Below are 21,532 nucleotides of genomic sequence, written 5' to 3'. Positions count from 1 at the left end.
CGGCCTCATGGTGGACACGCTGATCATCGGTGCGGGAACCGCCGGTTCGGTCCTGGCCGCGCGGTTGAGTGAAGACCCCGGCCATACGGTGCGTGTTGTGGCGGCCGGTGCGCACCGGCGGACCACGGCTGATTTCCCGCCCGAACTCACCGACAGCTCCGCGTTGCCCACGGCCGCGGGGGCGCCCTGGCTGTGGCAGTATCCGGTGGCGCTCACGCCGGAAATACCCGGGCAGATCGTGCGCGGTCGCGGTACCGGCGGCTCGGGTTCGGTCAACGGCTGCTATTTCGTGCGGGCCGCACCGCGGGATTTCGCCGCATGGAGCCGCGAGGTAGGCACTCGGACCTGGGATTTCGAGGAAGTTCTGCCGCATCTCCGGTCGCTGGAGAACGACGAGGACTACGGCGATCACGCGGGCCACGGCAGATCGGGCCCGGTACCCGTACGCCGGATCGCCCGGCCCGGCCGGCTGGCCGAGGAATTCGCGGCCACCTGCCTGGACCTCGGCTTCGGGGAAGTGCCCGACTGGAATGCGATGCCCGGCGGCCCGGATACCGGGGTCGGGCCGGTGCCGTGCACGATCGGCCCCCCGGACAGTTCGGGCCGGCATCACCGGATCGGGCCCGCGCATTCCCATCTGCTGCCCGCGCTGGCGCGCCCGAATCTGGCCGTACGCGGCGACACCGTCGTGACCCGCCTCCGGTTCGAAGGCACCCGGGTGGTCGGTGCCGACTGTGTATCCGGCGGGCAGCCCGAGACCATCCGGGCCGACCGGGTGGTGTTGTGTGCCGGCGCCGTCGAATCGGCCGCGCTGCTCCTGCGTTCCGGTATCGGCCCCGCCGACGACCTGGCCGCGCTGGGGATACCGGTGGTCGCGCCGGCGCCGGTCGGGCAGTGGACCACCGATCATCCGGAGATCGGTATCGAATACCGGCATCCCGCGCCCGCGGGCGGTGCCGTTCCCCTGGAATACGTGCTCGCCTTCGACGATATCGAGATCCGGCCCTATACGGTCGCCTTCGCACCGGACGTGCACCGTATGGGGGTGGCCCTGATGCGCCCGACCAGCGCCGGCCGGCTCCGGCTGACCAGCCCCGATCCGCTCGTAGCGCCGCTGATCGAACAGGGTTATCTCGCGACGGCATCGGACCGGGCCCGGTTGCGTGCGGCGGTGGGGCTGGCGGGCAAGATCCTCGAGGTGATGTCGGCGCAGTGGTCCGGCGGGGCCGGCGAGGGCGCGATCTCCGACCACTGGCTGCTCGAACGCCTCGGGACCTCGCAACATCTGGCGGGAACCTGCCGGATGGGCCGGGCCGACGATCCCCGCGCGGTGGTCGACGAGCGGTGCCGCGTGCACGGCGTGGAAGGGCTGTCGGTGGTCGACCTCTCCGTGGTACCGGTTCCGCTGAGCCGGGGTCCGCAGGCGACGGTGGTATTGCTCGCCGAGCGCGCCACAGCGGATCTTCGCTGAGAGCCTTTCCGAAGCCACAGGGACACAGCGGCTTTCATAATAGGTCTCGGCTATTGGATACACGGACCGGCTACTGTCGCGCTAACCGGCGCCGGGCCCCGCGTCCGGCGCTCGCCGCCGCACGGTGGCGCCGGCTGGCGTGACTTGCCGGGCTACGGTACTTTCCTCCGGTGCGGTACGCCGGTCGGCGACGCTATCCGTCCGGATCCGGCGATCCGGACGGCCGCTCGCACCGGCCGCGAACCGCCCGCCCGCAGGTGCTCGCCGGCCGTTCGCGACGCATCTCGTCAGTCTGCGCCGGGACAACCGGTGTGGTAGGTGAGCTGTATCGGTCGGGGATACAGCTCACCGGGGTGGGCCGGCGAAATACCAAGTGGCACCGTGCAATATTGCATCCCCATTTTCGACACCCCGGCCCGATCTCCCCGATTATGCACCGCCGAGCAAGTACTCTGGACCCCCGGGAGGCCCGCCGCGGCAACGCGATCCGGCCCCCGGGACTCCGCACCCGGCGCCGAACACCGGGGAAGGTACGGCGCCGGTGCGGACGGTCCCAGCGAACTCCCCGCGACCAGCATCGTTGCGGATGATGCGGTTACCGCCCGCCGAATCCCGACATGGTGATACCGCGGACGAACGCCTTCTGCGCGAGGCCGTAGACGAGCAGCAGCGGCAGCAGGATCAGCATGGACGCGGCCATGAGCACCGGCCAGTCCGAGACATACTGTCCCTGCATCCACACCAGACCCAGAGTCACGGTGGAAATCTCCTGGCGCTGGATCATCACCAGCGGCCACAGGAAATCGTTCCATACGTTCACCCAGGTCAGCACCGCCAGCACCAGTACCGCCGGTTTCGCGTTGGGCAGCAGCACCCGCCAGTAGATCTGCCACGGCGAGCAACCGTCGAGTACGGCGGCTTCCTCGAGTTCGGCCGGGAGCGTGCGGAAGAACTGCCGCATCAGATACGTCCCGAACGCGTTGCCGAACAGGCCCGGCACGATCAGCGCCCAGGGCGTATCCGTCCAGCCCAGGCTCCGGACGAGGACGAATTGCGGCACCACGGTCACCGTGAGCGGAACCATGAGCGTGGCCAGATAGGCCAGGAACAGCACGTCCCGGCCGGGGAACCGTAACCGGGCGAACGCGTACCCGGCCAGGGAACAGAAGAACACCTGGCCGGCCGTGATACCGGCGGCGTAGGCGATCGTATTGCCGAACATCCTCCCGAACGGCATCACCTGGAACACGGCGCCGTAGTTCGACCACTGCGGGTCCCGGGGCAGCAGCGCCGGAGTGGCGACCTCGGATTGTTCCTTCAGCGAACCCGACAGTGCCCACAGAATCGGCAGCAGGGCGCACCACGCCATCGCGATCAGTGCGAGGTAGAGCGCGGCGGCGCGGACGAAAACGCGCGTGCGCGGGGGCGCCATCAGTCTTCCGCCGGATTCTTGCGGGTGAACCACAGCTGCGCGGCGGTCAGCGCCAGGAGCACCACGAAGATCAGCCAGGCGACCGCGGACGCATAGCCCGCGTCACCGAACGCGAAGGCGTTCTGGAAGATCATGATGCCGAAGACGTAGGTCCCGGTTTCCGGGCCGCCGTGGCCGCCGGTGAGCACGTAGATCTGGTCGAAGGCCTGCACCGCGTTGATGATCGAGATCACCAGAACGAAGGACAGGGCGCCCCGGATCATCGGCACGGTGACCGAGACGAACCGCCGTAGCCCGCCGGCTCCGTCGATCTTCGCGGCGTCGTACAAATCCTCCGGCACCCCCTGCATCGCCGCGAGCAGCACGACCGTGGCGAACGGGACGCTCTTCCACGTACTGACCAGGCATACCGAGACTATCGCCCAGCCCGGGTCGACCAGCCAGGGCACGGGCCCGAGACCGGCCCAGCCGAGCACAATGTTCAGCAGTCCGTTGTTGGTATCGAAGACGAAACGCCAGATCACCGCCATCACCACGCTGGAGACCGCCAGCGGAAGGAACATGACGGCACGGAATACGCTGATCCCCTTGATGCGCCGATTCAGCGCTCCGGCGACGGCGAGGCCGATCGCGACGGTCGGCAGCACGGTACCGAGGGTGAAGACGATCGTGTTCCGCAGTGCGATGGCGAACAGTGGGTCCGCGGTGAGCAGGCGGCGGAAGTTCCGCAGTCCGATGAACCGGAGGGGGCCGAAGAGGTCCCATTCGTGGAAGCTCAGGTAGAGCGAGAACCCCACCGGAAAGAGCAGGAACACCGCCACCGCCAGCAGGTTCGGCGCGATGAACAGCCGCGCCGCCCGGGCCCGCCGCACGGCCAGTTCCGGCCGGCGCCGCGCGGTGGTGGGTGGCGGGGTGAGAGCGTCTTCGACCAGGGGTTTTTCGGTGGCGGTCATTGATTGCGCAGCACCTCGTCGGCTTCGGGAGCGAGTCGGTCCTTCAGTGAGGTGGCGGGTTCTCTGCCGCGGAGCACCGGGCCCAGATACCGGTCCATCAACGCGTCGATACGCGCCCATTCCGCGGTGACCGGCAGCGGCGCGGAATGCGCCGGGCCGTCGCGCAGGATGCCCAGGTTCCCGATATTCGTATGCGCGGCAGCGAACCCGGCCGAAGCGATCGCCGATTTCAGCACCGGTACGAAGAGACCGGATTCCGCGATGATGGCCTGTCCGACCGGTCCGCACGCGAATTTCACGAACTCCCAGGCCTGCTCCTTGCGGGGACTGGCGGCGGATATGGCGAGCCCGGTGGTACCGATATTCGACCGTGCCTGGGCTGTGTTCGCCCCCCGTGGCAATGCCGTGACATCGAAATCCAGCTCTTCGGCCTCGGAGAACGTGCGATATCGCCAATGCCCGCCCAGGGCCAGCGCGGCCTTGCCTTGCGTGAACAGGTCCATGGAGGAGATCGACTGCTGATCCGCCGGGGTCGGCGCGACACCGTACCTGTTGGCGAGGTCGGCGTAGAACTGGACGCCCGCGAGGAAGGCGTCCTCGGCGAACGCGGAACGCGCCGGTACGGTGCGCGGGTTCGCCCATTCGGCACCGTTGTTCAGGGCGAACAGACCGGCCGAATAGTACGGGACCCAGGTGTCGACGAATCCCCACCGCACGACCTTGCCCTTTCGATCCCGTTCGGTGAAGTATTCGGCGATATCGAGAAATTCGGCGAAATTCCAGGCATCGCCCCACTGCGCGGGCGGTCGCAGTCCCGCCGCGTCGAACAGATTCCTGTTGTAGAAGAGGAAATTCCCCGACCACTGCTCCGGCAGCGCGTACTGTCCGCCCTTGAACCCGAACGTGTCGTACAGCGCCGCGTTACCGTCGGTTCTCAGCTCGGCGGCGAATGCCGGATCGCGGTCGAGCATGATGGTGAGGTCCAGCAGTACACCCCGATCGGCGAGGCCGGCATAGGTCTGTTCCCATGCCATCAGCACATCCGGGCACTTCCCGCCGGCGCAGAAGGTCAGCATCTGCTGCATCGGGTCGGGTCCGGACAAGACGGTACGCACCGGGATCTCCGGATACCGTCGCGCGAACTCCTCGATCACCCGCCGCCGCCCGTCGGCTTCGGCGGGGTTGGCCTGGAAGAAGAACGTCAGCGCGTCGTCTCCGCCGCCGCATCCGGTCGTAACCGGAACGGTGAGCGCCGTACCGATCCCAGCGGCGGCACGCAGGAATCCACGCCGCCCCAGCATCCACCCTTGCTTCTGCACACCGCGTCACCTCGTTCCTGCGCCGCGCTCACTCGCGCAGAATCGTCCGGATCGGGAATCGTGGAACTCGTACCGACCGCGCGAACACCGCAGTCGGTGGCGTGCCGGTACCCGCAGATTGTCCAACGCCGAACCGTGAATCGACTCGAACGACGCACCCGATCCTCGTCTTGTCCGGCGATCGCGCCGGCCGTAGTCGTCGACCGAAAAACCGATGGGTGGCGGCCGCGCGGGTCAGATGAGGTTTTTCTGCTTCTTGATGCGGCGCCGGATATCTGCCATGAGGGTGTGGCTGCCGCCGTGCCGGAGGAAGCGGGGGATGAAACGGTTGACGAAACCTACGAAGAGGAAGAGGTTTTCGAACCGGCGCTGATCGGCCGCGGACCACTCGACCTGCATCTGTTCGCGGAAGTACGGGGCGAGGAAGCCGATGGTGAGGAAGCGCAGCAGGCCGCGGAACGGGATGCGCAGGTACCAGTGGATCATCCGCAGGTTCAGCAGGTCGTCGAGGTACGCCCGGACGAAATCGTCGAGGACGGCCTCCTCGCAGGCTTTGTTCCAGTACTCGTCGAATTCGGCGCGGGTGGCCGGCCACATCTCCTCGGTGACCTGCAGCGTGGTCCCCAGCGAGGATGAGGAGCGGTAGAAGGCCTCGTTCTGCTCGGGGCTCATCTTGCCCGAGAGCAGTTGGTAGGTGTCTTCGAAACCGATGTACAGGCAAGCCGCCACCCAGAGCTGTAGCTTGCGGTCGAAGGCGTTGTATTTCACGGGTGCGCCGGGTTCGGAGCGCACCTGGCGGTGTGCCCCGTTCACCGCCTCGCGGAAGGCTTTCTTCTCCTCCTCGGTGCCGAGGATCGCGACGGCCAGGTACTGGGTGGTGGTGCGGGCGCGTTTCCACGGGCGCTTCATCAGCGAGCCCGATTCGACCTTGCTCTCGGCAACGCCGTAGCCGACGCCGGGGTTCGCCATTTGCATGATCACATTCGCGGCGGCGCCGGCGAACTGCCAGAAGTCGAGCGCGTCGGTGAGCCGCAGGGGGCGCTTGGTGAAGGGGCGGTGGGTGGTGCCGATCCGGATCCGGGTCTGCTCGGTGGTCAGCGGCAACCGGGTTCCCGGCGGTGCGCCCTGTGGGCCGTCTGGTTGCCGGGAGTGTGCTGCGAGGGTCATGAGTGTCCTTCCCCAGAGATCCGGTGTGGTATAAGTTACTCCAAATTCTCACAACAGTCATTGGACATTACTGAACAGTCGCTAACTTATGCACGCTTGATCTTGTTGGGAAAGATACCTAGAACAGGTATCTAGCGTTGATCACCGAGCAGGAAACTTCGCGAAAACCTTCCGCGAGGGCATGAATCGTGCGTAACATACGGCTCCGACCCGACCGTCTCAGACGTTCCCCGGCGGGGAGGGCACGTTACGGCCGGACAAGGAAGGAGCGCAGCATGCTCAAACGGCTGGACCGGCTGTTCAGCTATGAGATGAAGGTGTCGGAGTTCCTCGGCACTCTCATCATCCTCGGGATCCCCTACGGGGTCATCGGAATCGTCTGGTCGCTCACCCATACCGCGCATCTGCGGGGTATGCACGGGCTGGACGTGATCATCTCGTTCCTGGGTTCGATCGTGTGCTGGCCGGTGCTCACCTTCTCGAACGTGACGATGACCTGATGATGGCGCTGGTATGGCTCATCGACATCGTGGTGATCGTCGTCAAGATCCTCGGTGGGCGGACGACAGTGAACCCGGTGCTGCGCCTCGGGTTGTGGCTGGCCCTGCTGTGCGTACTGGCCGCGGGCCTCGCCGCGGTGGGCGCGGGACTGGTGCTGTTGCAGCATTATCTGAGCGGTGACCTCGGGACGACCGGATCGGGCCTGCCATGGTGACCGCCGGTAGGAGCGAGGAATCCCGGACCGACCTCGAACAGGCCCTCGACGATCTCAAAGGGCTCTGGCAGCGGCATCCGCAGCGCTCCCTGGAAACGCTCGGGCGCCAGGTCACCCTCGGACGCGAGGCCGTGGTGGAAACCGTGAAATCCCTCGCCGCCCGCCGTTTCCCGTTCGCCGAGTTCGCCAAGCAGTGCGGGTTCATGGCGAACGTCTCGGCCGCGCCGACCATCTTCGTCGCCATGCCGATCGCGGTCGTCGTGTCGATCCAGATCGGTGCGCTGGTCAACCAGGTGGGCGCCACCACGTTCATCGGTGCGGTCGCCGGACTCGGCATCATCCGGCAGGGCGCGCCGCTGGTCACCTCGCTGATGATCGCGGGCGCGGTCGGCTCGGCCATCTGCGCGGATCTGGGTTCCCGGACCATCCGGGAGGAGATCGACGCGATGATGGTGATGGGGGTGAACCCCGTCCGGAGACTCGTGGCGCCACGGCTGGTGGCGGCCGTGGTGGTGAGCATGCTGCTGTGCGGGTTCATCGTTTTCGTCGGATTCGCGACCGCCTACATGTTCAATGTCTACGCCCAATCGGGCACGCCGGGCTCGTTCATCGGTTCGTTCGCCTCGTTCGCGGTGGCCAACGATATGGCGGTGGCGCTGGTCAAATCGGCGGTGTTCGGGGTGCTGACGGCGATTATCGCCTGCGATATCGGCCTGCACGCCAAAGGCGGCCCGGGCGGGGTGGCCAACGCGGTGAACTCGGCGGTCGTCTCCTCCGCGCTGATGCTGTTCGCCACCAACATCATCATCACCCAGGTGTACAACACCGTCTTCCCGACGAAGGTGATCTGACGTGGGCACTCCCTATACGCCGCCGGCGCTGAAACCGGTGCGGATGGCCGCCGCCGCGGCCGCGGTCCCGATCGATGCCAACCGCCGGCTCGGCCACCAGGGCATCACCTTCCTGCAGGCGCTGGTCGCGATTCCGTTCGTGATCAAGCACTATCGCAAGGAAGTACTGCGGCTCACCGCCGATGTCGGCTGGGGTAACGGTTCGCTGGTGGTCGGCGGCGGCACCGTCGGCGTGGTGATCATCCTGTGCGGCTTCGGCGGGATCACCGTGGGAATGGAAGCTTTCAGTGCGCTGAACCTGCTGACCATGGGCCCGCTCACCGGCGCGATTTCGGGGTTCGCGACCACGCGGGAGTTAGCGCCGATTCTTGCGACCCTCGCGTTCGCGATCCAGGCTGGCTGCCGGTTCACCGCGCAACTGGGGTCGATGCGGATCGCCGAGGAGATCGACGCGCTGGAATCCATCGCGATCCGGCCGCTGCCGTATCTGGTGACCACCCGGATGATCGCGGCCACGCTCACCATCATCCCGCTCTACAGCGTGGGATTGGCGGTGGCGTATCTGGCGACCAAACTCTCCGTGCTGCTGCTCGGCGGGACCTCCGCGGGCACCTACGACCACTACTTCTACCAATTCCTGATCGGGCCGGATCTGTTCTTCTCGCTGCTCAAGGTCGTGGTGTTCGTCCTGCTGGCCACGTTCATCCAGTGCTACTACGGCTTCTTCGCCGCGGGTGGTCCGGAAGGGGTCGGGGTGGCGGCCGGCCAGGCGATCAAGATGGTGATCGTCGTCATGGTGTTCGCGAATCTGTTCTTGACACTGGCGATCTGGGGTATCGACCCCGGTTTCCGGATCTCGGGGTGAGGCGTCGATGATCATCGATCACAGCGGCCGGGGGCCGCGCCCGTGGCATATGACGGTCGCGGGCCTGGTGATGCTCACTGTTCTCGCGGTGCTGCTGGGCTTGCTCGGTCTGCGCTACACCGGGCGGTTCGAGGACCGGGTCCCGGTGCGGGCGGTGCTCACCAGCAGCGGCGACGGACTACCGGAACGCGCGGATGTGAAGTTCCGCGGCATGGTGGTGGGTGCGGTGGCCGCCGTGGACGTGGTGGCCGCCGGAAAACGTCAGGAAGTTCAGATCGACCTGGATTCCCGGATCGCGCCGACCATCCCGGACAATGTCACCGCCCGGGTGATTCCGAACAATCTGTTCGGCGTCACCGGTATCGAACTGGTGGACAACGGCGCCACACCCGGCCGCCTGTCCGCGGGCGCGGAGATCGCCGAGGACACCAGCGCCGGTACGGTCCAGTTGCAGACCACGCTCACCGTCCTGCGTGATGTGCTGGAAAAGATCCAGCCGGAGAAACTCGGCCGGGTCCTGGCCACGTTCTCCGAGGCGCTCGACCCGGGCGCGCGGGCGCCGGGATCGACGATCGAACGGCTGGACACGTGGGTCACCGAGGTCCGGCATATCGACGGCGTGGGGGAACTGCTGGGTGATCTCGGCCGCGCGACCACGGCCTTGAGCCAGTCGGCGCCGGAGCTGGTCGGCGTGCTGTCGGAGTCGGTGACCACCGCGCGCACGCTCACCGAACGCCGCGAGAACCTGATCGCCATGCTGGCCGATGCCGGTGGTGCGGTGGATTCGGTGAACAGCCTGTTCGCCCGGAATCCGGATGCCGCCAAGGAACTGGTACCCGGCCTGGACAGTCTTTTCGGGTCGCTGGCGCAGGATCCCGACGCGATCCCGACCTCCGTCGCCAATCTCAACGCCGCGCTCGGGAAGCTCTCGGGAGCGTTCGGGTGGGGGCCGCAGCGGCAGATGTTCTGGAGCCTGGACGTGTCGTTCACCCCGTTCCAGCAGTACACCGCGAAGGATTGCCCGCGCTACGGCTAGATGGCCGGACCCCGCTGCGGCGGCGCCTCGGCCCCGCAGACCGCGCCGCCGCAGCAGTATCCGCCGTCGCTGCTGCCCCGCCGGCTCGACGCGGCGGGCCCGCAACCGCAACTGCCGGTGCCGCCCGCACCGGTGCAGAACCCGGTCCTACCGCAGATTCCGGGACTGCCGGCGTTGCCCGGCCTGCCCGCCATTCCGGGTATCACCGTGCCGCTGTTCCCGGGTGCCGGTCCCGCTCCGGGGCCCGCCGGACCGCCGGCACCGCACGGTCCGGTGGCGCCGGCGGCGGCACCGGCCGGTAAACCGATCGCACAGTTGCGCGGGCACGCCGCCGTGGCCGCACTGCTCGGCCGCCAACCCACCACGGCCGAACTGCTCCTGCTCACACCGGTGCTGGCGGGCGGCACGGTCGACGTCTATTCCGAGGGGGCGGCCTGATGCGCCTGGCGCGGACAATAACCGGTTTCAGCATCTTCGCGGTGATCGCGATCGTGCTGACCTACACCATCTGGTCCACGTTGCAGCGGTCGGTACCGGGAGAAACCGAAACCTATTCGGCCACCTTCACCGATGTGATGGGGGTGCGGGTCGGTGACGATGTGCGGATGGCCGGGGTGCGGGTGGGCCGGGTCGACGCGATCGAGTTCGAACCCGACTACAAGGCCCGGCTGGTGCTGCGGATCGAGGAACGCCAGCGGCTCACCGATACCACCAAGGCGCTGGTGCGATACCAGAATCTGATCGGGCAGCGGTACATCGCGTTGCTACCGGGCGAGCAGAAAGGTACGGAGATCGCACCGGGTTCGCATATCCCGGTGGAGCGCACCGAGCCGTCCTTCGATGTGTCGGCGCTGCTGTCCGGCTTCGAACCGCTGTTCAACGTGCTCCAGCCGGACCAGGTGAATTCGCTGTCGGACACCCTGATCCAGGCGTTGCAGGGCGACGGGGTCTCGTTGAGCGCCCTCATCACCCAGGCTGCCGAACTGGCCGCCACGTTCGGGCAGCGCGACGAGCTCCTGGGTGCGGTGATCACCAACCTGAGCAGTGTGATCGCCGGGCTGGCCAACCGCAGCCAGGAACTGGAAACCCTGATCACCCAGACCCGGGGCCTGATGGACGCGCTCTACGCCGAAGGCGAAACCCTGAAGAGCTCGGTGGATACCGTCGCCCACGCCACCGATTCGCTGACCGGCCTGATCAGTACGGTGAAACCGGAGATCGCGCTCGCCCAGGACGAGGCGACCACCGCGGTGGAACTGCTGCTGCTCAACGGCGCCGCACTCGATCAGGCGGCGATCGAACTGCCGAACGTTCTCAACGGGCTGGCCCGGTTCACCGGGTACGGCGCCTACGGCAACGCGTTCATCTGCAGCCTCGACGTCTCGCTGTGGGGCGTGCTGCTACCGCCGGGGCTGTTCACCCAGATCGGTGGTAATTCGCATTCGGAGGTGTGCCGCTGATGACCAGGCTGCGAATACCGTTCGCGCACAACCGGTTCCTATGGCAGGGGCTGCTGGCCGCGGCCGCGGTGGCGGTGCTGGTCGTGGGGTCCAGCCTGCTGTCGCAGCTGCGGCTGGGCGATAAAACCGTCACCGCGGAATTCGCCCAGGCCGCCGGGATGCGGCCGGGGGCCACGGTCGACGTATCCGGGATCGAGGTCGGTGAGGTGCGCGCGGTGCGGCTGGCCGGCGACAAGGTCGAGGTCGTGATGAAGATCAGCCGGGATATCCGGGTGGCCGCCGACGCGCGCGCCGCGATCAAGATGTCGACCATTCTCGGGCGGCTGCATATCGAGCTGATACCGGGCGCCGGCGCCGAATCGCCGGACAACCGGATCCCGCTGGCCAATACCGCCGTGCCCTACAACCTGGCCAAAGTGATCCAGGACCCGGAATACAAGTCGTCGTTCGAGCGGATCGAGCGCATCGACCCGGCCAAACTACGCCAGGCGCTGGATGTCTTCTCCCGGCAGATGGGTGACTCCCCGGAACTGGCGGTGACCGCGCTGGATTCGATCGGTTCGCTGGCGGAGGTGATCAACGCCCGCCGCGACGAGGTCGACAGCCTGCTGAAGAGTATGGATCAGGTATCGCAGCTGGTGGCCGACAACCAGAACAGTGTGCTCATGCTGCTCACCCGCGGTGAGGCGATCGGCAACGCGGTGGCGCTGCGCCAGGACCTGCTGCGCCGGCTACTGGACAATGTGGCCGCCCTCTCGGGGCTGTTGCGAGATATGGGACTGGAGAACAACGGCCAGCTCGGCCCGCTGATCCAGAACCTCGACACCATGACGCAGGGCCTGGAGAAGAACAAGGACAACCTGGACCGGCTCTACGAGATCATGCCGGTGACGCTGCGGCAGTTCAACAATGTGATCGGCAACGGACCCTACGCCGATGTGTGGGCGCCCTGGTTGCTACCGGACAACTGGCTGTGCTTCGCGCAGGTCGCTCGGGGGTGTGCGGAATGAACATGCGCAGGATCGCCCGCGTACTCGCGGCCGGAATAGCCGGGCTCTGCGCGGCCGGGTGTTCGGTATTGCCGGACAGTATCGCGGCACTACCGGACCAGTATCTGGGCGAACATATCCGGGTCAGCGCGGATTTCGAGAACGTCGCCGGTTTGTACGCCGGTAACGAGGTCGCGGTGCTCGGCGTACCGGTGGGCCGGGTGGAAACCGTGACCCCGCGCGGCACGTACGTCGAGGTCACCATGGCTCTGGACAAGGACGTGGCAGTGCCGGCCGACGCGATGGCCGCGCTGATCTCCCCGCAGCTGATCACCAACCGGCATGTCGAACTCGCCCCCGCCTACACCGGGGACGGGCCGAAACTGGCCGACGGCGCGCATATCCCCCTGGAACGCACCCGGGTACCGGTCGAGCTGGACCGGATCCTGGAGAATTTCGATCAGCTCGGTGCCGCGCTCAAAGGGGACAACGAGGTCGGACCGCTCGCCAGCCGGGTGCTGTTTCCGCTGCTGGAAGGCAACGGCGACCGGCTGCGCGAAACACTCGACGATCTGTCGGCCGCCTTCGACGTGTCCTTCGCCAACAAGGACCAGATCGCCAACACCATCATCAAGCTGAACGAGATCACCCAGGTGGTCGCGCAGAACGATCAAACGGTCCGCGATTTCAGCGCACGCCTCACCGAACTGGTGCAGTTGATGGGCGAACAATCGCCCGGCCTGCACGCGGTGCTCGTGCAGTTGAACGATTTCGTCACCAACACCTCGACGCTGGTGGGGGAGAACCGGGATCAGCTCGCCGGCGCGCTGGAACGGTTCGTCACCATCACGGCGCAGATGCGTGCCAATGCCCGCGGACTCACCGAATTGGTGGATGTCGGGCCGTTGTTCTTCGAGAATCTCGCCAACGGCGTCAGCTACGAACACCAGGCGTTCCGGGTGCACGCGCTGCTGGATAAATCGCTGCTGGACAACGAGATGCTGTCCACCTTCTGCGAACGGATCCAGTTGCGTGCCGACGGCTGCCGCACGGGCCGGGTCCAGGACTTCGGACCGGATTTCGGGATCACCGCCGCACTGCTGGGGATGACGCAATGAGGAACGGAAGCCGGATGGGCCGGAGAGTGCTGGCAGTCGTGCTGAGTGCCGCGGTGCTCGCAGTACCAGCATGCGGTGCGGTGACCGTCCATGATGTGCCGATGCCCGAACCGGGTATCGGGGGGCCCGGATACACCGTGCAGGCCCGGTTCGAGGATGCGCTCAACCTTCCCGAACGCGCTCACGTGAAAATCGGGGGCACCGATATCGGGGTGGTCACCGATATCTCCACCACGGATTTCATCGCCGATGTGCGGATGTTGATCCGCGAGGACATCCAGTTGCCGCGCGGTACCACCGCCGAATTACGGCAGGCCACGCCGCTCGGCGATATCTTCGTCGCCATGACCCTCCCCCGGGAGGACCCGAACGCGGCACTGCTCGGCGAGGGCGATGTGATCGATACCGATCACACCGGTGCCGGGGCCTCGGTGGAGGAACTCATGGTGTCGGTCTCGCTGCTGCTCAACGGCGGCGGGTTGAACCAGGCGGCGCGGATCACCGCGGAAATGGACTCCATGTTCGCCGGGCGCGCACCGCAATTGGCGCATCTGATCACCGAGATGACGCAGGTGCTCAGCGCCTTGAACGCCCGGACCGCCGATATCGACAGTGTGCTGCACGGGGTGAACACGCTCACCGGTGAACTCGCCGCTCGCAAACAGGAATTGGGTGAAGCGGCGGATACTTTCCCCGATCTGCTCGCGCTCGTGGCCGAGAACAACCGCGATATCACCGGCCTGATCCAGAAGATTTCGGTCACCACGGCCGCGCTCGGCGATTTCACCGATACCACCAGTCCGGAATTCATCAGCTTGTTCGACAGCATCCGCCGGCTCATGGGCGGTTTCACGGCGATGGGCGATAATCTGCGGCAGACCCTCGAGGGCTTGCACGCGCTGTATCCCTCGCTGGAACAGTCCTTCGAAGGTCCGGCGCTATCGGTCGCGGGGCGGGTTTCCTACCTGAGTATCGGCGCTCTGACCGACCCCTCCAAGAGCCGGCTGCCGGATGGGACGGATGTGCCGGCGTTCATCGGCAGCCTCGCGCAGGTATTGCAGAAGATCCAGGGCCGGTTGACCAGTCCGCCGCAGCCGGTTCCGCAGGAGGGTCCGCGATGAACATTCCGTTGTGGAACTGGTTGGTGCGGCACCGGATCGGCGTCGCGAATATCGGGCTGGTGGTCGTCCTGATCGCCGGCTGCGGATATCTCGGTGCGGAAGTACTGCGGATCAATCTGCTGCCGAACAGCACTTACCGGGTGACCGTGGAACTCACCGGGTCCGGCGGGCTGCTCGCCGAGAACGATGTGAACTTCCGCGGCACCCGGGTCGGACGGGTCGCCGAGGTCCGGGTATCCGATACCGGGATAGAGGCGATCGCCGATATCGATTCGGCGACGAAGATCCCCGTCGGCGGCACGGTGGTGGTCGGGCGGTTGTCCGCGGTCGGCGAGCAGTACCTGGATTTCCGGCCGGACTCCGATACCGGGCCGTACCTGCGCGACGGCGACCGGGTCGAGGTGGAACGCACCCGGATCCCGGTGACGGTGCATTCGCTGCTGTCGAATATGAGCGCCATGATCAGCGGTCTCAACCCGGAACGCCTCACGGTGATCGTCGACGAACTGGACAAGGCGCTGGCGGGCGGGCCGGACCGGCTGCGCAATATGATCTCCGGGATCAGCCGGGCCATGGCCGGGCTCGAAGATCTGCTCCCGCAGACCCGCCAGCTGATCGAGAACCTCACCGTGATCGCCGAGACCACGCAGTACGCGCAACCCGACCTCGGCACACTCACGGGCTCGGCGACCGCGCTGTTCCAGCAATTGACCGCCGCCGACGAAGAAGTGCGGCAACTCTTGGACCTGGCACCCGGCCAGCTGGCCACCCTGGGCGGGTTCGTCGCCGAAACCCAGGACCCGATCACCAACCTGGTCACCAATTTCGTGGCGATCACCCGCGCGGCGAAACTGCGCCAGCCGGCGATCGCGGCCCTCTTCCCGGCGCTGCGCGCCGGTACCGCGGCGTTGAACGTGCCGGTACACGGCGGAATGTTCCATACGCTGGTCGATATCTGGCCGCGCCCCACCTGCGAATACAACACCATTCCGGTCACACCGACCGAACCGGTGGCCGATACCCGGGTTCGTCTGTACAACTACTGCGTCACGAACGATCCCGCGCTGCAGGTGCGCGGTTCGGCGAACGCACCCCGGCCCGATGTGCCCGACAACACCGCCGGCCCGCCGCCGGGTGTCAGCGGTGATGAGATGTCCCGCCCGATCCCGGGTCGTTAGGAGAAGACGAGAATGACCGAAAAGCCGGCCGAACCCGATTCCGGTGAGCCCGCGGACGACGCGCTGTCGTCTGCCGCCGACAGTGCCTCCGGCGCCGCGCAATCTGCGGCGGGCGAAACGTCACCTGGCGATGTGATGTCGGCGAACGGTACGGTCGCGGCGGATCCCACGGTGGAAACTTCGGCTCCTCCGGCCCCCGGCGCGGGCGACCACGCAGCGGGTTCGACCGGAGCGGAGGCCGGGAAACCGGTGGGCCCGCATCTGCGCCCACGCGTACTGCTCTCCGCGCTCGCGGTGGCGGTGCTGCTGCTGATCGGGGCGGTGGGGGCGGCGGGCTACCTGTTCGTGCAGGAACGGGACAAGGCCGAAATCTTGGCCGCGCACGACGAGGCGCGGCAGGCGGCCTGCCGGTACGCGCCGGTGCTGGCCAACTACGACGCGCAGAACCTCGACCCGTACTTCTCGGCCGTGCTGGCAGGGGCGACCGGTGACTGGAAGAAGGAATTCGAGACCACCACCGCCGAACTACGGGAAGCCCTGGTGGCCGGTCACGTGGTGTCCACCGCGGGCGATATCCAGTGCGCCGTGAAATCCGCCGGTGCGGGTTCCGCGGAGGTCGTGGTGGTGATCGGGCAGACCATCACCAGTCTGGGCACTCGGGGGCAGCCCGCGCCCGGCCAGCTGGCGATGGTGATGCGGATGCAGAAAACCGACGGGCGCTGGCTGGTCGATCAGATGACCTCGCCGCTGGCCACACCCCTGCCGTGAACCGGTCCGGCCGCCGCGCTCAGCTGCCGGTGGGGCGGCCGTACAGCACGGTCTGCATGAGCAGTGCCACCCGCTGCTGCGAGGCGATGGGGACGGTGCCGAAGGATCGCCCGAGATCGACGACCAGCGCGAAGGCCGCGTGCACCAGGAACCGGGCCTGCGGCGCGGAGAGATCGGGCCGGACCTGGCGGACCAGCCGGGCCCATTCGTCCACGCTCAACCGCTGCACATTGCGGAGCGCGGCGCGTTCCTCGGCGGGCACATGCTGGAATTCGGTGTAGTACACGAAGGTCAGTTCCCGTTCGGCGAACGATCCCGCCACATACTGTTCGACCAGTGAATCCAGGGCCTCCCGCGGCCCGGCGGCGGAGGCCACGGCAGGGCCGATGGCACTCGAGACCCGTTCGGCGGCGCGCCGGAACGCGGCGGTGAGCAGATCGCTCTTACCGCGATAGAAGCGATACACCGCGGAGGCCGCAGACAGCCCGGCCGCGGTGGCGATATCCTCGACGCTCACATTCGGGTAGCCGCGGGCATGGAACAATTCCACGCCTTTGCGCAGCAGCAGTTCGTGTTTGAACGATTCCGGTATCTCCACCGGTGGCGCGGGCGGAATATCCACCGGGGCCGGAAGAGTGGTGTCCGCGAGGGCGAAACAGGTCGAAACCAGCAGCGCGACAAGAGCTTTCGTCGGCAGCGCGGCATGATGGTCGGCGATGCTGGTGATCGTGGACAGGACGGAGATCGCGAGGACCTTGCGATCACCGTTGCTCAGGTCCGGGGCGTACGCGGCGAGCTGCTCCTCCAGCGTGTCCAGGACCGCCGTCTGCTGTTCGGCCCGGATCTCGCGATCGGCCGGTTCGAGGTAGCGGCCCTCCCAGCGCACCAGCGCGACACTGGCCCGATTGGCGACGGTGACCGCGCTCAGCGATTCCAGAACCTCCCGCAGCCGCTGCTGCGGTGGCCGGCTCTGCGCTTCGGGGGGCAATCGCACCGATTCGGCCAGTGCCTGCCCGACCCGCAGCGATTCCTCCTGGAACAGCGCGTATTTGCTGGGATAGTGCCGGTACAGCGCCGCCGAGCTGATCCCCAGCCCGCCGGCGATATCCTCCATGCTCACGCCGTGATAGCCGAGCGACCCGAACGCGTTGGCGGCGGCCGCCGCGATCTGCGCCCGCCGGTTCTTCGGCCGCCGCCGGACCGGACGGGCGGGCAGCTCACCGTCGGCCTTGCGGGCGTCGGCGCCGTCTCCGGCCAGGTCGTCGCGACCGCGCACGCGTACCGGATGCGTGGACGGCCGGGCCCGGCTGTTGTCGACGCTCATCCCGTAATCCTATCGTCGGTCGACCGGCGACAACGTCCCGCACCCCGGTCAGGGACGTCTTCTGTCCGCGTCCGGAGTGCGGGCCGCGCCGCCGGTGGTCGCGTTCGCCCGGGCGGTGCCCGGTACCTTCTCGGCGGGTGGCTACGGCACGATGACCGCCCGGCCACGCAGGGTGCCGGCGGCGAGCCGGCGATAGGCCTCAGGGGCGTCGTCGAGGGAGAAACGTTCGACGGCGATATCGAGCACCCCGGCGTGCGCCAGATCGATGAGTTCGATGAGTTCGGCGCGAGCTCCCCAGTACGGGGAGGTGGCGGTCGCCTCGTAGGGGCTGAGGCCGAAGCCGATCCGGGCGGCCGATTTGCCGTCCCCGATCCCGACGATCGTCACATCGGAATCCACTCCCGCCACGGCCATGGCGGTATCGATCGTCGGCTGGAACCCCACGAAATCGAGGACCAGGGCCGCACCCGCCGGGCCGGTGATCTTGCGGACGTTCTCGGCGGCCTTCTCGTCGGAGAGCACGGCCTCGTGCGCGCCCACCGAGCGCGCGAAGTCGAGTTTCTCGTCGTTCACATCCAAGGCGACGACCCGGGTGGAGGACATATGCCGCAGCAGCTGGATCGCCACATGGCCGAGGCCGCCGCTGCCGATCACCACGGTCCACGAGCCCGCGCGCAGCTTGTCCGATGAGCGTTTGATGGCGTGATACGGGGTGAGGCCGGCGTCGGTGAGGGGCACGGTGGCCACCGGGTCGAGGTCGCCGATCGGCACCAGATGGCGCGGCGAATCGACAATCAGGTACTCGGCGATGGCGCCCGGGGCACCGAGTCCGGGCGGGAAGATCCCCAGTTCGGCGGCTCGGGAACAGTAGTTCTCCAAGCCCTGCGCGCAGAACCAGCAGTTACCACAGCCCCACGGGCCGTAGACCACGACATTCGTGCCGATATCGACACCCCGGACACCGGCGCCCACGGCGGCGACCCGGCCGGCGCCCTCGTGCCCGAGTGTCAGCGGCAGTTCGATACCGAACATTTCCGGCGGATTGTTCATGACGAAATCGTCGGAGTGACACACGCCGGCCGCGGTCACCTCGAGGAGTACCTCACCGGGGCCGGGTTCGGGTGTGGGAATCTCGCGGACTTCCGGTTCCGCCCCGGGGGTCACGTATTGCAGAGCCTTCATAGCGCCTGTCCTCTCCCTGAACATAATGCGTACGGGTGGAGCGGGCCTTGCTGATGGAACGGCTGGGATCAGGGTAGTTGGCGCACGGTGCCGACCGGCGCATTTTGCGCAGCGCGCACGGGTGCGGCCGCCTGACGCGCACGCAGATGCACGAGCCGCGGCGCGGACGCGGCAAAGGCTGCCGCGCGCTCCCGCCCCGTCCGGTGCAAGTGTCCTCGGGCAGCCGCGCGTGCCGGGGCGCAGGCGAGGACCGCGGCCGGCGGGCTTGCGCACATATGCCTGGGGCGCAGCCCGACACCGGGTGCGCTCGTTTACGGCCGGTGCCGAAGGGCGGCAACCGGTGCGTCCCGGCCGCGTACCCGCAGCGTCGGGCGACGGGAGTGGGTGTCAGCGGCGGCCGGGCGGGCGGATACCGGTGTACCAGTCGAGGAGCGCGGGGTCGTCGACGGCGCTGCGTTCCACCACGCGCGCCGGGTCCGCACCCTGGAACAGGCGTTTGATCGGGACCTCGAGTTTCTTGCCGGTACGGGTGTGCGGGACGGCCGGTGCAGCGAGGATCTCGTCGGGGACATGGCGGGGCGAGCATTCGGTGCGGATGACCGTCTTGATCCGGTCGCGCAGCTCGTCGGTGAGTTCCGCGCCCGGCGCCAGGACGACGAACAGAGGCATCCAGTAGCCGCCGTCCGGTTGTTCCGCCCCGATGACGAGGGCTTCGGCGATCTCCGGCAGGCGTTCCACCGCCTGATAGATATCGGCGCTGCCCATCCGGATCCCGTGCCGGTTGAGGGTGGAATCGGAGCGGCCGTGGACCACCACGCTGCCGTGGCCGGTCCGGGTGATCCAGTCACCGTGCCGCCAGACGCCGGGGTAGGTGTCGAAGTAGGCGTCGTGGTAGCGGGTGCCGTCGGGGTCACGCCAGAAGTAGATCGGCATGGACGGCATGGGGGCCGTGATCACCAGTTCACCCACCTCGTCACGGACCGGCCGCCCTGCCTCGTCGTAGGCGTCCAGCGCGACCCCCAGGTACGGCGCCGACAGTTCACCCGGCCACACCGGAACCGTGCGCACCCCACCGGCGAAGGCCGACACCACATCGGTGCCGCCGCTGATCGAGGCGACCGGAACACCACCGGCGTTGTCGTGCAGCCACAACGAGGAGGCCGGCGGTAAGGAGGAGCCGGTGATGCCGATGAGCCGCAGCGCGGAAAGATCGTGGTCGGTCGCCGGTACCGAACCGGCTTTCATACAGCCGAGCACGTAGCCGGGACTGGTTCCGAGCACGGTGGTGCCGGTGCGGGCGGCGATCTCCCACAGGGTGTCCGGCCGCGGGTGCGCGGGACTGCCGTCGTAGCAGACGATGGTCGCCCCGGTGAGCAGGCCGGCGATCTGGAAATTCCACATCATCCAGCTCGGGCTGGTGTACCAGAGGAACGTATCGTCGAGCCCGATATCCGATTGCAGCGCAACGGCTTTGAGATGTTCCAGGAGCACGCCGCCGTGCCCGTGCACGATCCCTTTGGGCAGCCCGGTGGTGCCGGAGGAGAAAACGATCCACAGCGGATGGGAGAAATCGACCGGTTCGGTCGCGGGCAGGGTGTGCCCGGCGGGGTCCGCGGCCACCGACCACGGCGTGCTGTCCGGAATCTCGACACCCAGCCGCGAAACCACGATCGTGGCGCGCAGTGTATCCAGCCCGGCGCGCAGCGCGGCGATATCGGCGCTCTTGTCGTGGGCCTTACCGCCGTAACGGTAGCCGTCGGCGGTGACGAGCACGGTGGGTTCGAGCTGGCCCAGCCGGTCGAGGGCGGCCTTGGCCGAATAGTCCTGACCACAGGCGCTCCACACGGCGCCGACCGCCGCCGTACCCAGGAAGGCGATGACGGTTTCGGTGATATTCGGCAGATAACCGATCACCCGGTCACCGGGCCGCACACCGAGTTCGCGCAGCGTACCGGCGAAAGCGGCCACTCCCGCCAGCAGGCCGGCCCAGGAGGTTTCGGTGATCTCCCCGGAGTCCTCGGTGACCTGCAGGATCGCCGGCCGGTCGGTACGGGCCTGGGTGATCACCCGGTCCACATAGTTCAGGGTGGTGCCGGGAAACCATTGCGCGCCCGGCATCCCGGTGCCCGACAGCACCGTATCCGGGGCGGGACCGAGGTCGAAGTACTCCCACAACGCGCCCCAGAAATCGGCGAGATGGTCCACCGACCACCGCCACAGGGCGTGATAGTCCGGAAGCGTGGCACCTGTCCGCGCCTCGACGAAACGAGCGAAATCGGTGACCCGGGCATCGGCGATATCCCGTGCACTCGGCACCCACTGCGGTTCCACCGCCCCAACCTCCTGTGCTGTGTTTGTTTTGCGCCGCCTGCGGCGGCGCGGGTTTCGGCCCTCTTGGTCCCTGCTGTCAGCGCTCGACACTCGCGGCTGCGCCGCGTCGCATCGAGCGCTGACAGCAGGGACCAAGAGGGCCGAACCCCGCGCCGCCCCCGCGCGCGCCAAAAAAAAAAAGAACAACAAGTTGGGGGGGTGGGACCCCAGATGGTGCCGCATGCGCGAGATAAACCCCCAACCCCGGAGAAC

Annotated in this window: 20 protein-coding genes; 13 read left to right on the top strand and 7 right to left on the bottom strand. The window is 67.3% G+C overall.

What is annotated here, in order from left to right:
* The first annotated feature begins 7 nt into the window (after positions 1 to 7).
* Complete coding sequence (mftG, locus tag QH276_RS32895; RefSeq protein ID WP_280407008.1) at positions 8 to 1,471, top strand: mycofactocin dehydrogenase MftG; 1,464 nt, start codon at positions 8 to 10, stop codon at positions 1,469 to 1,471.
* Positions 1,472 to 2,066: 595 nt separating this feature from the next.
* On the opposite strand, the gene QH276_RS32890 is transcribed toward mftG, so the two are convergent.
* From QH276_RS32890 to QH276_RS32875, 4 genes are all read right to left on the bottom strand, one after another.
* Positions 2,067 to 2,903, bottom strand: a complete 837-nt coding sequence (locus tag QH276_RS32890; protein ID WP_280401775.1) for a carbohydrate ABC transporter permease — start codon at positions 2,901 to 2,903, stop codon at positions 2,067 to 2,069.
* Positions 2,903 to 3,856 carry a carbohydrate ABC transporter permease gene (locus tag QH276_RS32885; protein WP_280401776.1) on the bottom strand — a complete coding sequence of 318 codons (954 nt, stop codon included), beginning with the start codon at positions 3,854 to 3,856 and terminating at the stop codon, positions 2,903 to 2,905. The genes QH276_RS32890 and QH276_RS32885 overlap by 1 nt, the downstream gene beginning before the upstream one ends.
* Complete coding sequence (locus QH276_RS32880) at positions 3,853 to 5,157, bottom strand: ABC transporter substrate-binding protein (protein WP_280401840.1); 1,305 nt, start codon at positions 5,155 to 5,157, stop codon at positions 3,853 to 3,855. Before QH276_RS32880 ends, QH276_RS32885 begins: the two co-directional genes overlap by 4 nt.
* A 252-nt stretch (positions 5,158 to 5,409) precedes the next feature.
* Entirely contained in the window at positions 5,410 to 6,342 is a 933-nt protein-coding gene (locus tag QH276_RS32875; protein WP_280401777.1) for an oxygenase MpaB family protein, read from the bottom strand.
* 275 nt (positions 6,343 to 6,617) lie between these two features.
* Here QH276_RS32875 and QH276_RS32870 point away from each other — a divergent pair, with 275 nt between their 5' ends.
* From QH276_RS32870 to QH276_RS32820, 12 genes are read left to right on the top strand one after another with little or no spacing between them, the layout of a single operon-like run.
* The gene (locus tag QH276_RS32870) at positions 6,618 to 6,842 is read left to right on the top strand and encodes a hypothetical protein (protein ID WP_280401778.1); all 225 of its coding nucleotides are present in this window, start codon (positions 6,618 to 6,620) and stop codon (positions 6,840 to 6,842) included.
* Positions 6,842 to 7,057 (top strand): hypothetical protein, encoded by a 216-nt coding sequence (locus QH276_RS32865; RefSeq protein WP_280401779.1) that lies wholly within the window; start codon positions 6,842 to 6,844, stop codon positions 7,055 to 7,057. The genes QH276_RS32870 and QH276_RS32865 overlap by 1 nt, the downstream gene beginning before the upstream one ends.
* On the top strand, positions 7,051 to 7,908 hold the full coding sequence (locus tag QH276_RS32860; RefSeq protein ID WP_280401780.1) for an MlaE family ABC transporter permease: 858 nt from the start codon (positions 7,051 to 7,053) through the stop codon (positions 7,906 to 7,908). The genes QH276_RS32865 and QH276_RS32860 overlap by 7 nt, the downstream gene beginning before the upstream one ends.
* A gap of 1 nt (position 7,909) precedes the next feature.
* Positions 7,910 to 8,773 carry an ABC transporter permease gene (locus QH276_RS32855; protein WP_280401781.1) on the top strand — a complete coding sequence of 288 codons (864 nt, stop codon included), beginning with the start codon at positions 7,910 to 7,912 and terminating at the stop codon, positions 8,771 to 8,773.
* Positions 8,774 to 8,780: 7 nt separating this feature from the next.
* Positions 8,781 to 9,809 carry an MCE family protein gene (locus QH276_RS32850; protein ID WP_348536965.1) on the top strand — a complete coding sequence of 343 codons (1,029 nt, stop codon included), beginning with the start codon at positions 8,781 to 8,783 and terminating at the stop codon, positions 9,807 to 9,809.
* Positions 9,810 to 10,247: a hypothetical protein gene (locus QH276_RS35400; protein ID WP_348536964.1), complete on the top strand. Its 438-nt coding sequence runs from the start codon at positions 9,810 to 9,812 to the stop codon at positions 10,245 to 10,247.
* Positions 10,247 to 11,269 carry an MlaD family protein gene (locus QH276_RS32845; RefSeq protein ID WP_280402652.1) on the top strand — a complete coding sequence of 341 codons (1,023 nt, stop codon included), beginning with the start codon at positions 10,247 to 10,249 and terminating at the stop codon, positions 11,267 to 11,269. Before QH276_RS35400 ends, QH276_RS32845 begins: the two co-directional genes overlap by 1 nt.
* Positions 11,269 to 12,279 carry an MCE family protein gene (locus tag QH276_RS32840; RefSeq protein ID WP_280402651.1) on the top strand — a complete coding sequence of 337 codons (1,011 nt, stop codon included), beginning with the start codon at positions 11,269 to 11,271 and terminating at the stop codon, positions 12,277 to 12,279. The genes QH276_RS32845 and QH276_RS32840 overlap by 1 nt, the downstream gene beginning before the upstream one ends.
* Positions 12,276 to 13,376, top strand: coding sequence for an MCE family protein (locus QH276_RS32835; RefSeq protein WP_432278752.1), 1,101 nt, complete (start codon positions 12,276 to 12,278; stop codon positions 13,374 to 13,376). Before QH276_RS32840 ends, QH276_RS32835 begins: the two co-directional genes overlap by 4 nt.
* Positions 13,373 to 14,497, top strand: coding sequence for an MCE family protein (locus tag QH276_RS32830; RefSeq protein WP_280402650.1), 1,125 nt, complete (start codon positions 13,373 to 13,375; stop codon positions 14,495 to 14,497). The genes QH276_RS32835 and QH276_RS32830 overlap by 4 nt, the downstream gene beginning before the upstream one ends.
* Complete coding sequence (locus QH276_RS32825; protein WP_280402649.1) at positions 14,494 to 15,675, top strand: MCE family protein; 1,182 nt, start codon at positions 14,494 to 14,496, stop codon at positions 15,673 to 15,675. The genes QH276_RS32830 and QH276_RS32825 overlap by 4 nt, the downstream gene beginning before the upstream one ends.
* Before the next feature lie 12 nt (positions 15,676 to 15,687).
* On the top strand, positions 15,688 to 16,443 hold the full coding sequence (locus QH276_RS32820) for a hypothetical protein (protein WP_280402648.1): 756 nt from the start codon (positions 15,688 to 15,690) through the stop codon (positions 16,441 to 16,443).
* Between the two features lie 19 nt (positions 16,444 to 16,462).
* Here the strand turns inward: QH276_RS32820 and QH276_RS32815 are convergent, their stop codons facing one another.
* The 3 genes from QH276_RS32815 to QH276_RS32805 form a co-directional block, all read right to left on the bottom strand.
* Positions 16,463 to 17,767, bottom strand: coding sequence for a TetR/AcrR family transcriptional regulator (locus QH276_RS32815; protein ID WP_280402647.1), 1,305 nt, complete (start codon positions 17,765 to 17,767; stop codon positions 16,463 to 16,465).
* Positions 17,768 to 17,908: 141 nt separating this feature from the next.
* Entirely contained in the window at positions 17,909 to 18,949 is a 1,041-nt protein-coding gene (locus QH276_RS32810) for an NAD(P)-dependent alcohol dehydrogenase (protein ID WP_280402646.1), read from the bottom strand.
* A 387-nt stretch (positions 18,950 to 19,336) separates the two neighbouring features.
* Positions 19,337 to 21,280, bottom strand: coding sequence for an acetoacetate--CoA ligase (locus QH276_RS32805; protein ID WP_280402645.1), 1,944 nt, complete (start codon positions 21,278 to 21,280; stop codon positions 19,337 to 19,339).
* Positions 21,281 to 21,532 lie beyond the last annotated feature (252 nt).

Origin of the sequence: Nocardia carnea (assembly GCF_029869215.1) — a bacterium.
GTDB lineage: Bacteria > Actinomycetota > Actinomycetes > Mycobacteriales > Mycobacteriaceae > Nocardia > Nocardia carnea_B.
This window is presented reverse-complemented; position numbering and strand designations above follow the sequence as displayed.

Coding starts and splice junctions, on each gene's coding strand:
- QH276_RS32815 (WP_280402647.1), bottom strand. CDS start 17,767: ATGAGCGTCGACAACAGCCGGGCCCGGCCGTCCACGCATCCGGTACGC.
- QH276_RS32810 (WP_280402646.1), bottom strand. CDS start 18,949: ATGAAGGCTCTGCAATACGTGACCCCCGGGGCGGAACCGGAAGTCCGC.
- QH276_RS32835 (WP_432278752.1), top strand. CDS start 12,276: ATGAACATGCGCAGGATCGCCCGCGTACTCGCGGCCGGAATAGCCGGG.
- QH276_RS32865 (WP_280401779.1), top strand. CDS start 6,842: ATGATGGCGCTGGTATGGCTCATCGACATCGTGGTGATCGTCGTCAAG.
- QH276_RS32820 (WP_280402648.1), top strand. CDS start 15,688: ATGACCGAAAAGCCGGCCGAACCCGATTCCGGTGAGCCCGCGGACGAC.
- QH276_RS32890 (WP_280401775.1), bottom strand. CDS start 2,903: ATGGCGCCCCCGCGCACGCGCGTTTTCGTCCGCGCCGCCGCGCTCTAC.
- QH276_RS32885 (WP_280401776.1), bottom strand. CDS start 3,856: ATGACCGCCACCGAAAAACCCCTGGTCGAAGACGCTCTCACCCCGCCA.
- QH276_RS32840 (WP_280402651.1), top strand. CDS start 11,269: ATGACCAGGCTGCGAATACCGTTCGCGCACAACCGGTTCCTATGGCAG.
- QH276_RS32830 (WP_280402650.1), top strand. CDS start 13,373: ATGAGGAACGGAAGCCGGATGGGCCGGAGAGTGCTGGCAGTCGTGCTG.
- QH276_RS32850 (WP_348536965.1), top strand. CDS start 8,781: ATGATCATCGATCACAGCGGCCGGGGGCCGCGCCCGTGGCATATGACG.
- QH276_RS32845 (WP_280402652.1), top strand. CDS start 10,247: ATGCGCCTGGCGCGGACAATAACCGGTTTCAGCATCTTCGCGGTGATC.
- QH276_RS35400 (WP_348536964.1), top strand. CDS start 9,810: ATGGCCGGACCCCGCTGCGGCGGCGCCTCGGCCCCGCAGACCGCGCCG.
- QH276_RS32880 (WP_280401840.1), bottom strand. CDS start 5,157: ATGCTGGGGCGGCGTGGATTCCTGCGTGCCGCCGCTGGGATCGGTACG.
- mftG (WP_280407008.1), top strand. CDS start 8: ATGGTGGACACGCTGATCATCGGTGCGGGAACCGCCGGTTCGGTCCTG.
- QH276_RS32825 (WP_280402649.1), top strand. CDS start 14,494: ATGAACATTCCGTTGTGGAACTGGTTGGTGCGGCACCGGATCGGCGTC.
- QH276_RS32860 (WP_280401780.1), top strand. CDS start 7,051: ATGGTGACCGCCGGTAGGAGCGAGGAATCCCGGACCGACCTCGAACAG.
- QH276_RS32875 (WP_280401777.1), bottom strand. CDS start 6,342: ATGACCCTCGCAGCACACTCCCGGCAACCAGACGGCCCACAGGGCGCA.
- QH276_RS32870 (WP_280401778.1), top strand. CDS start 6,618: ATGCTCAAACGGCTGGACCGGCTGTTCAGCTATGAGATGAAGGTGTCG.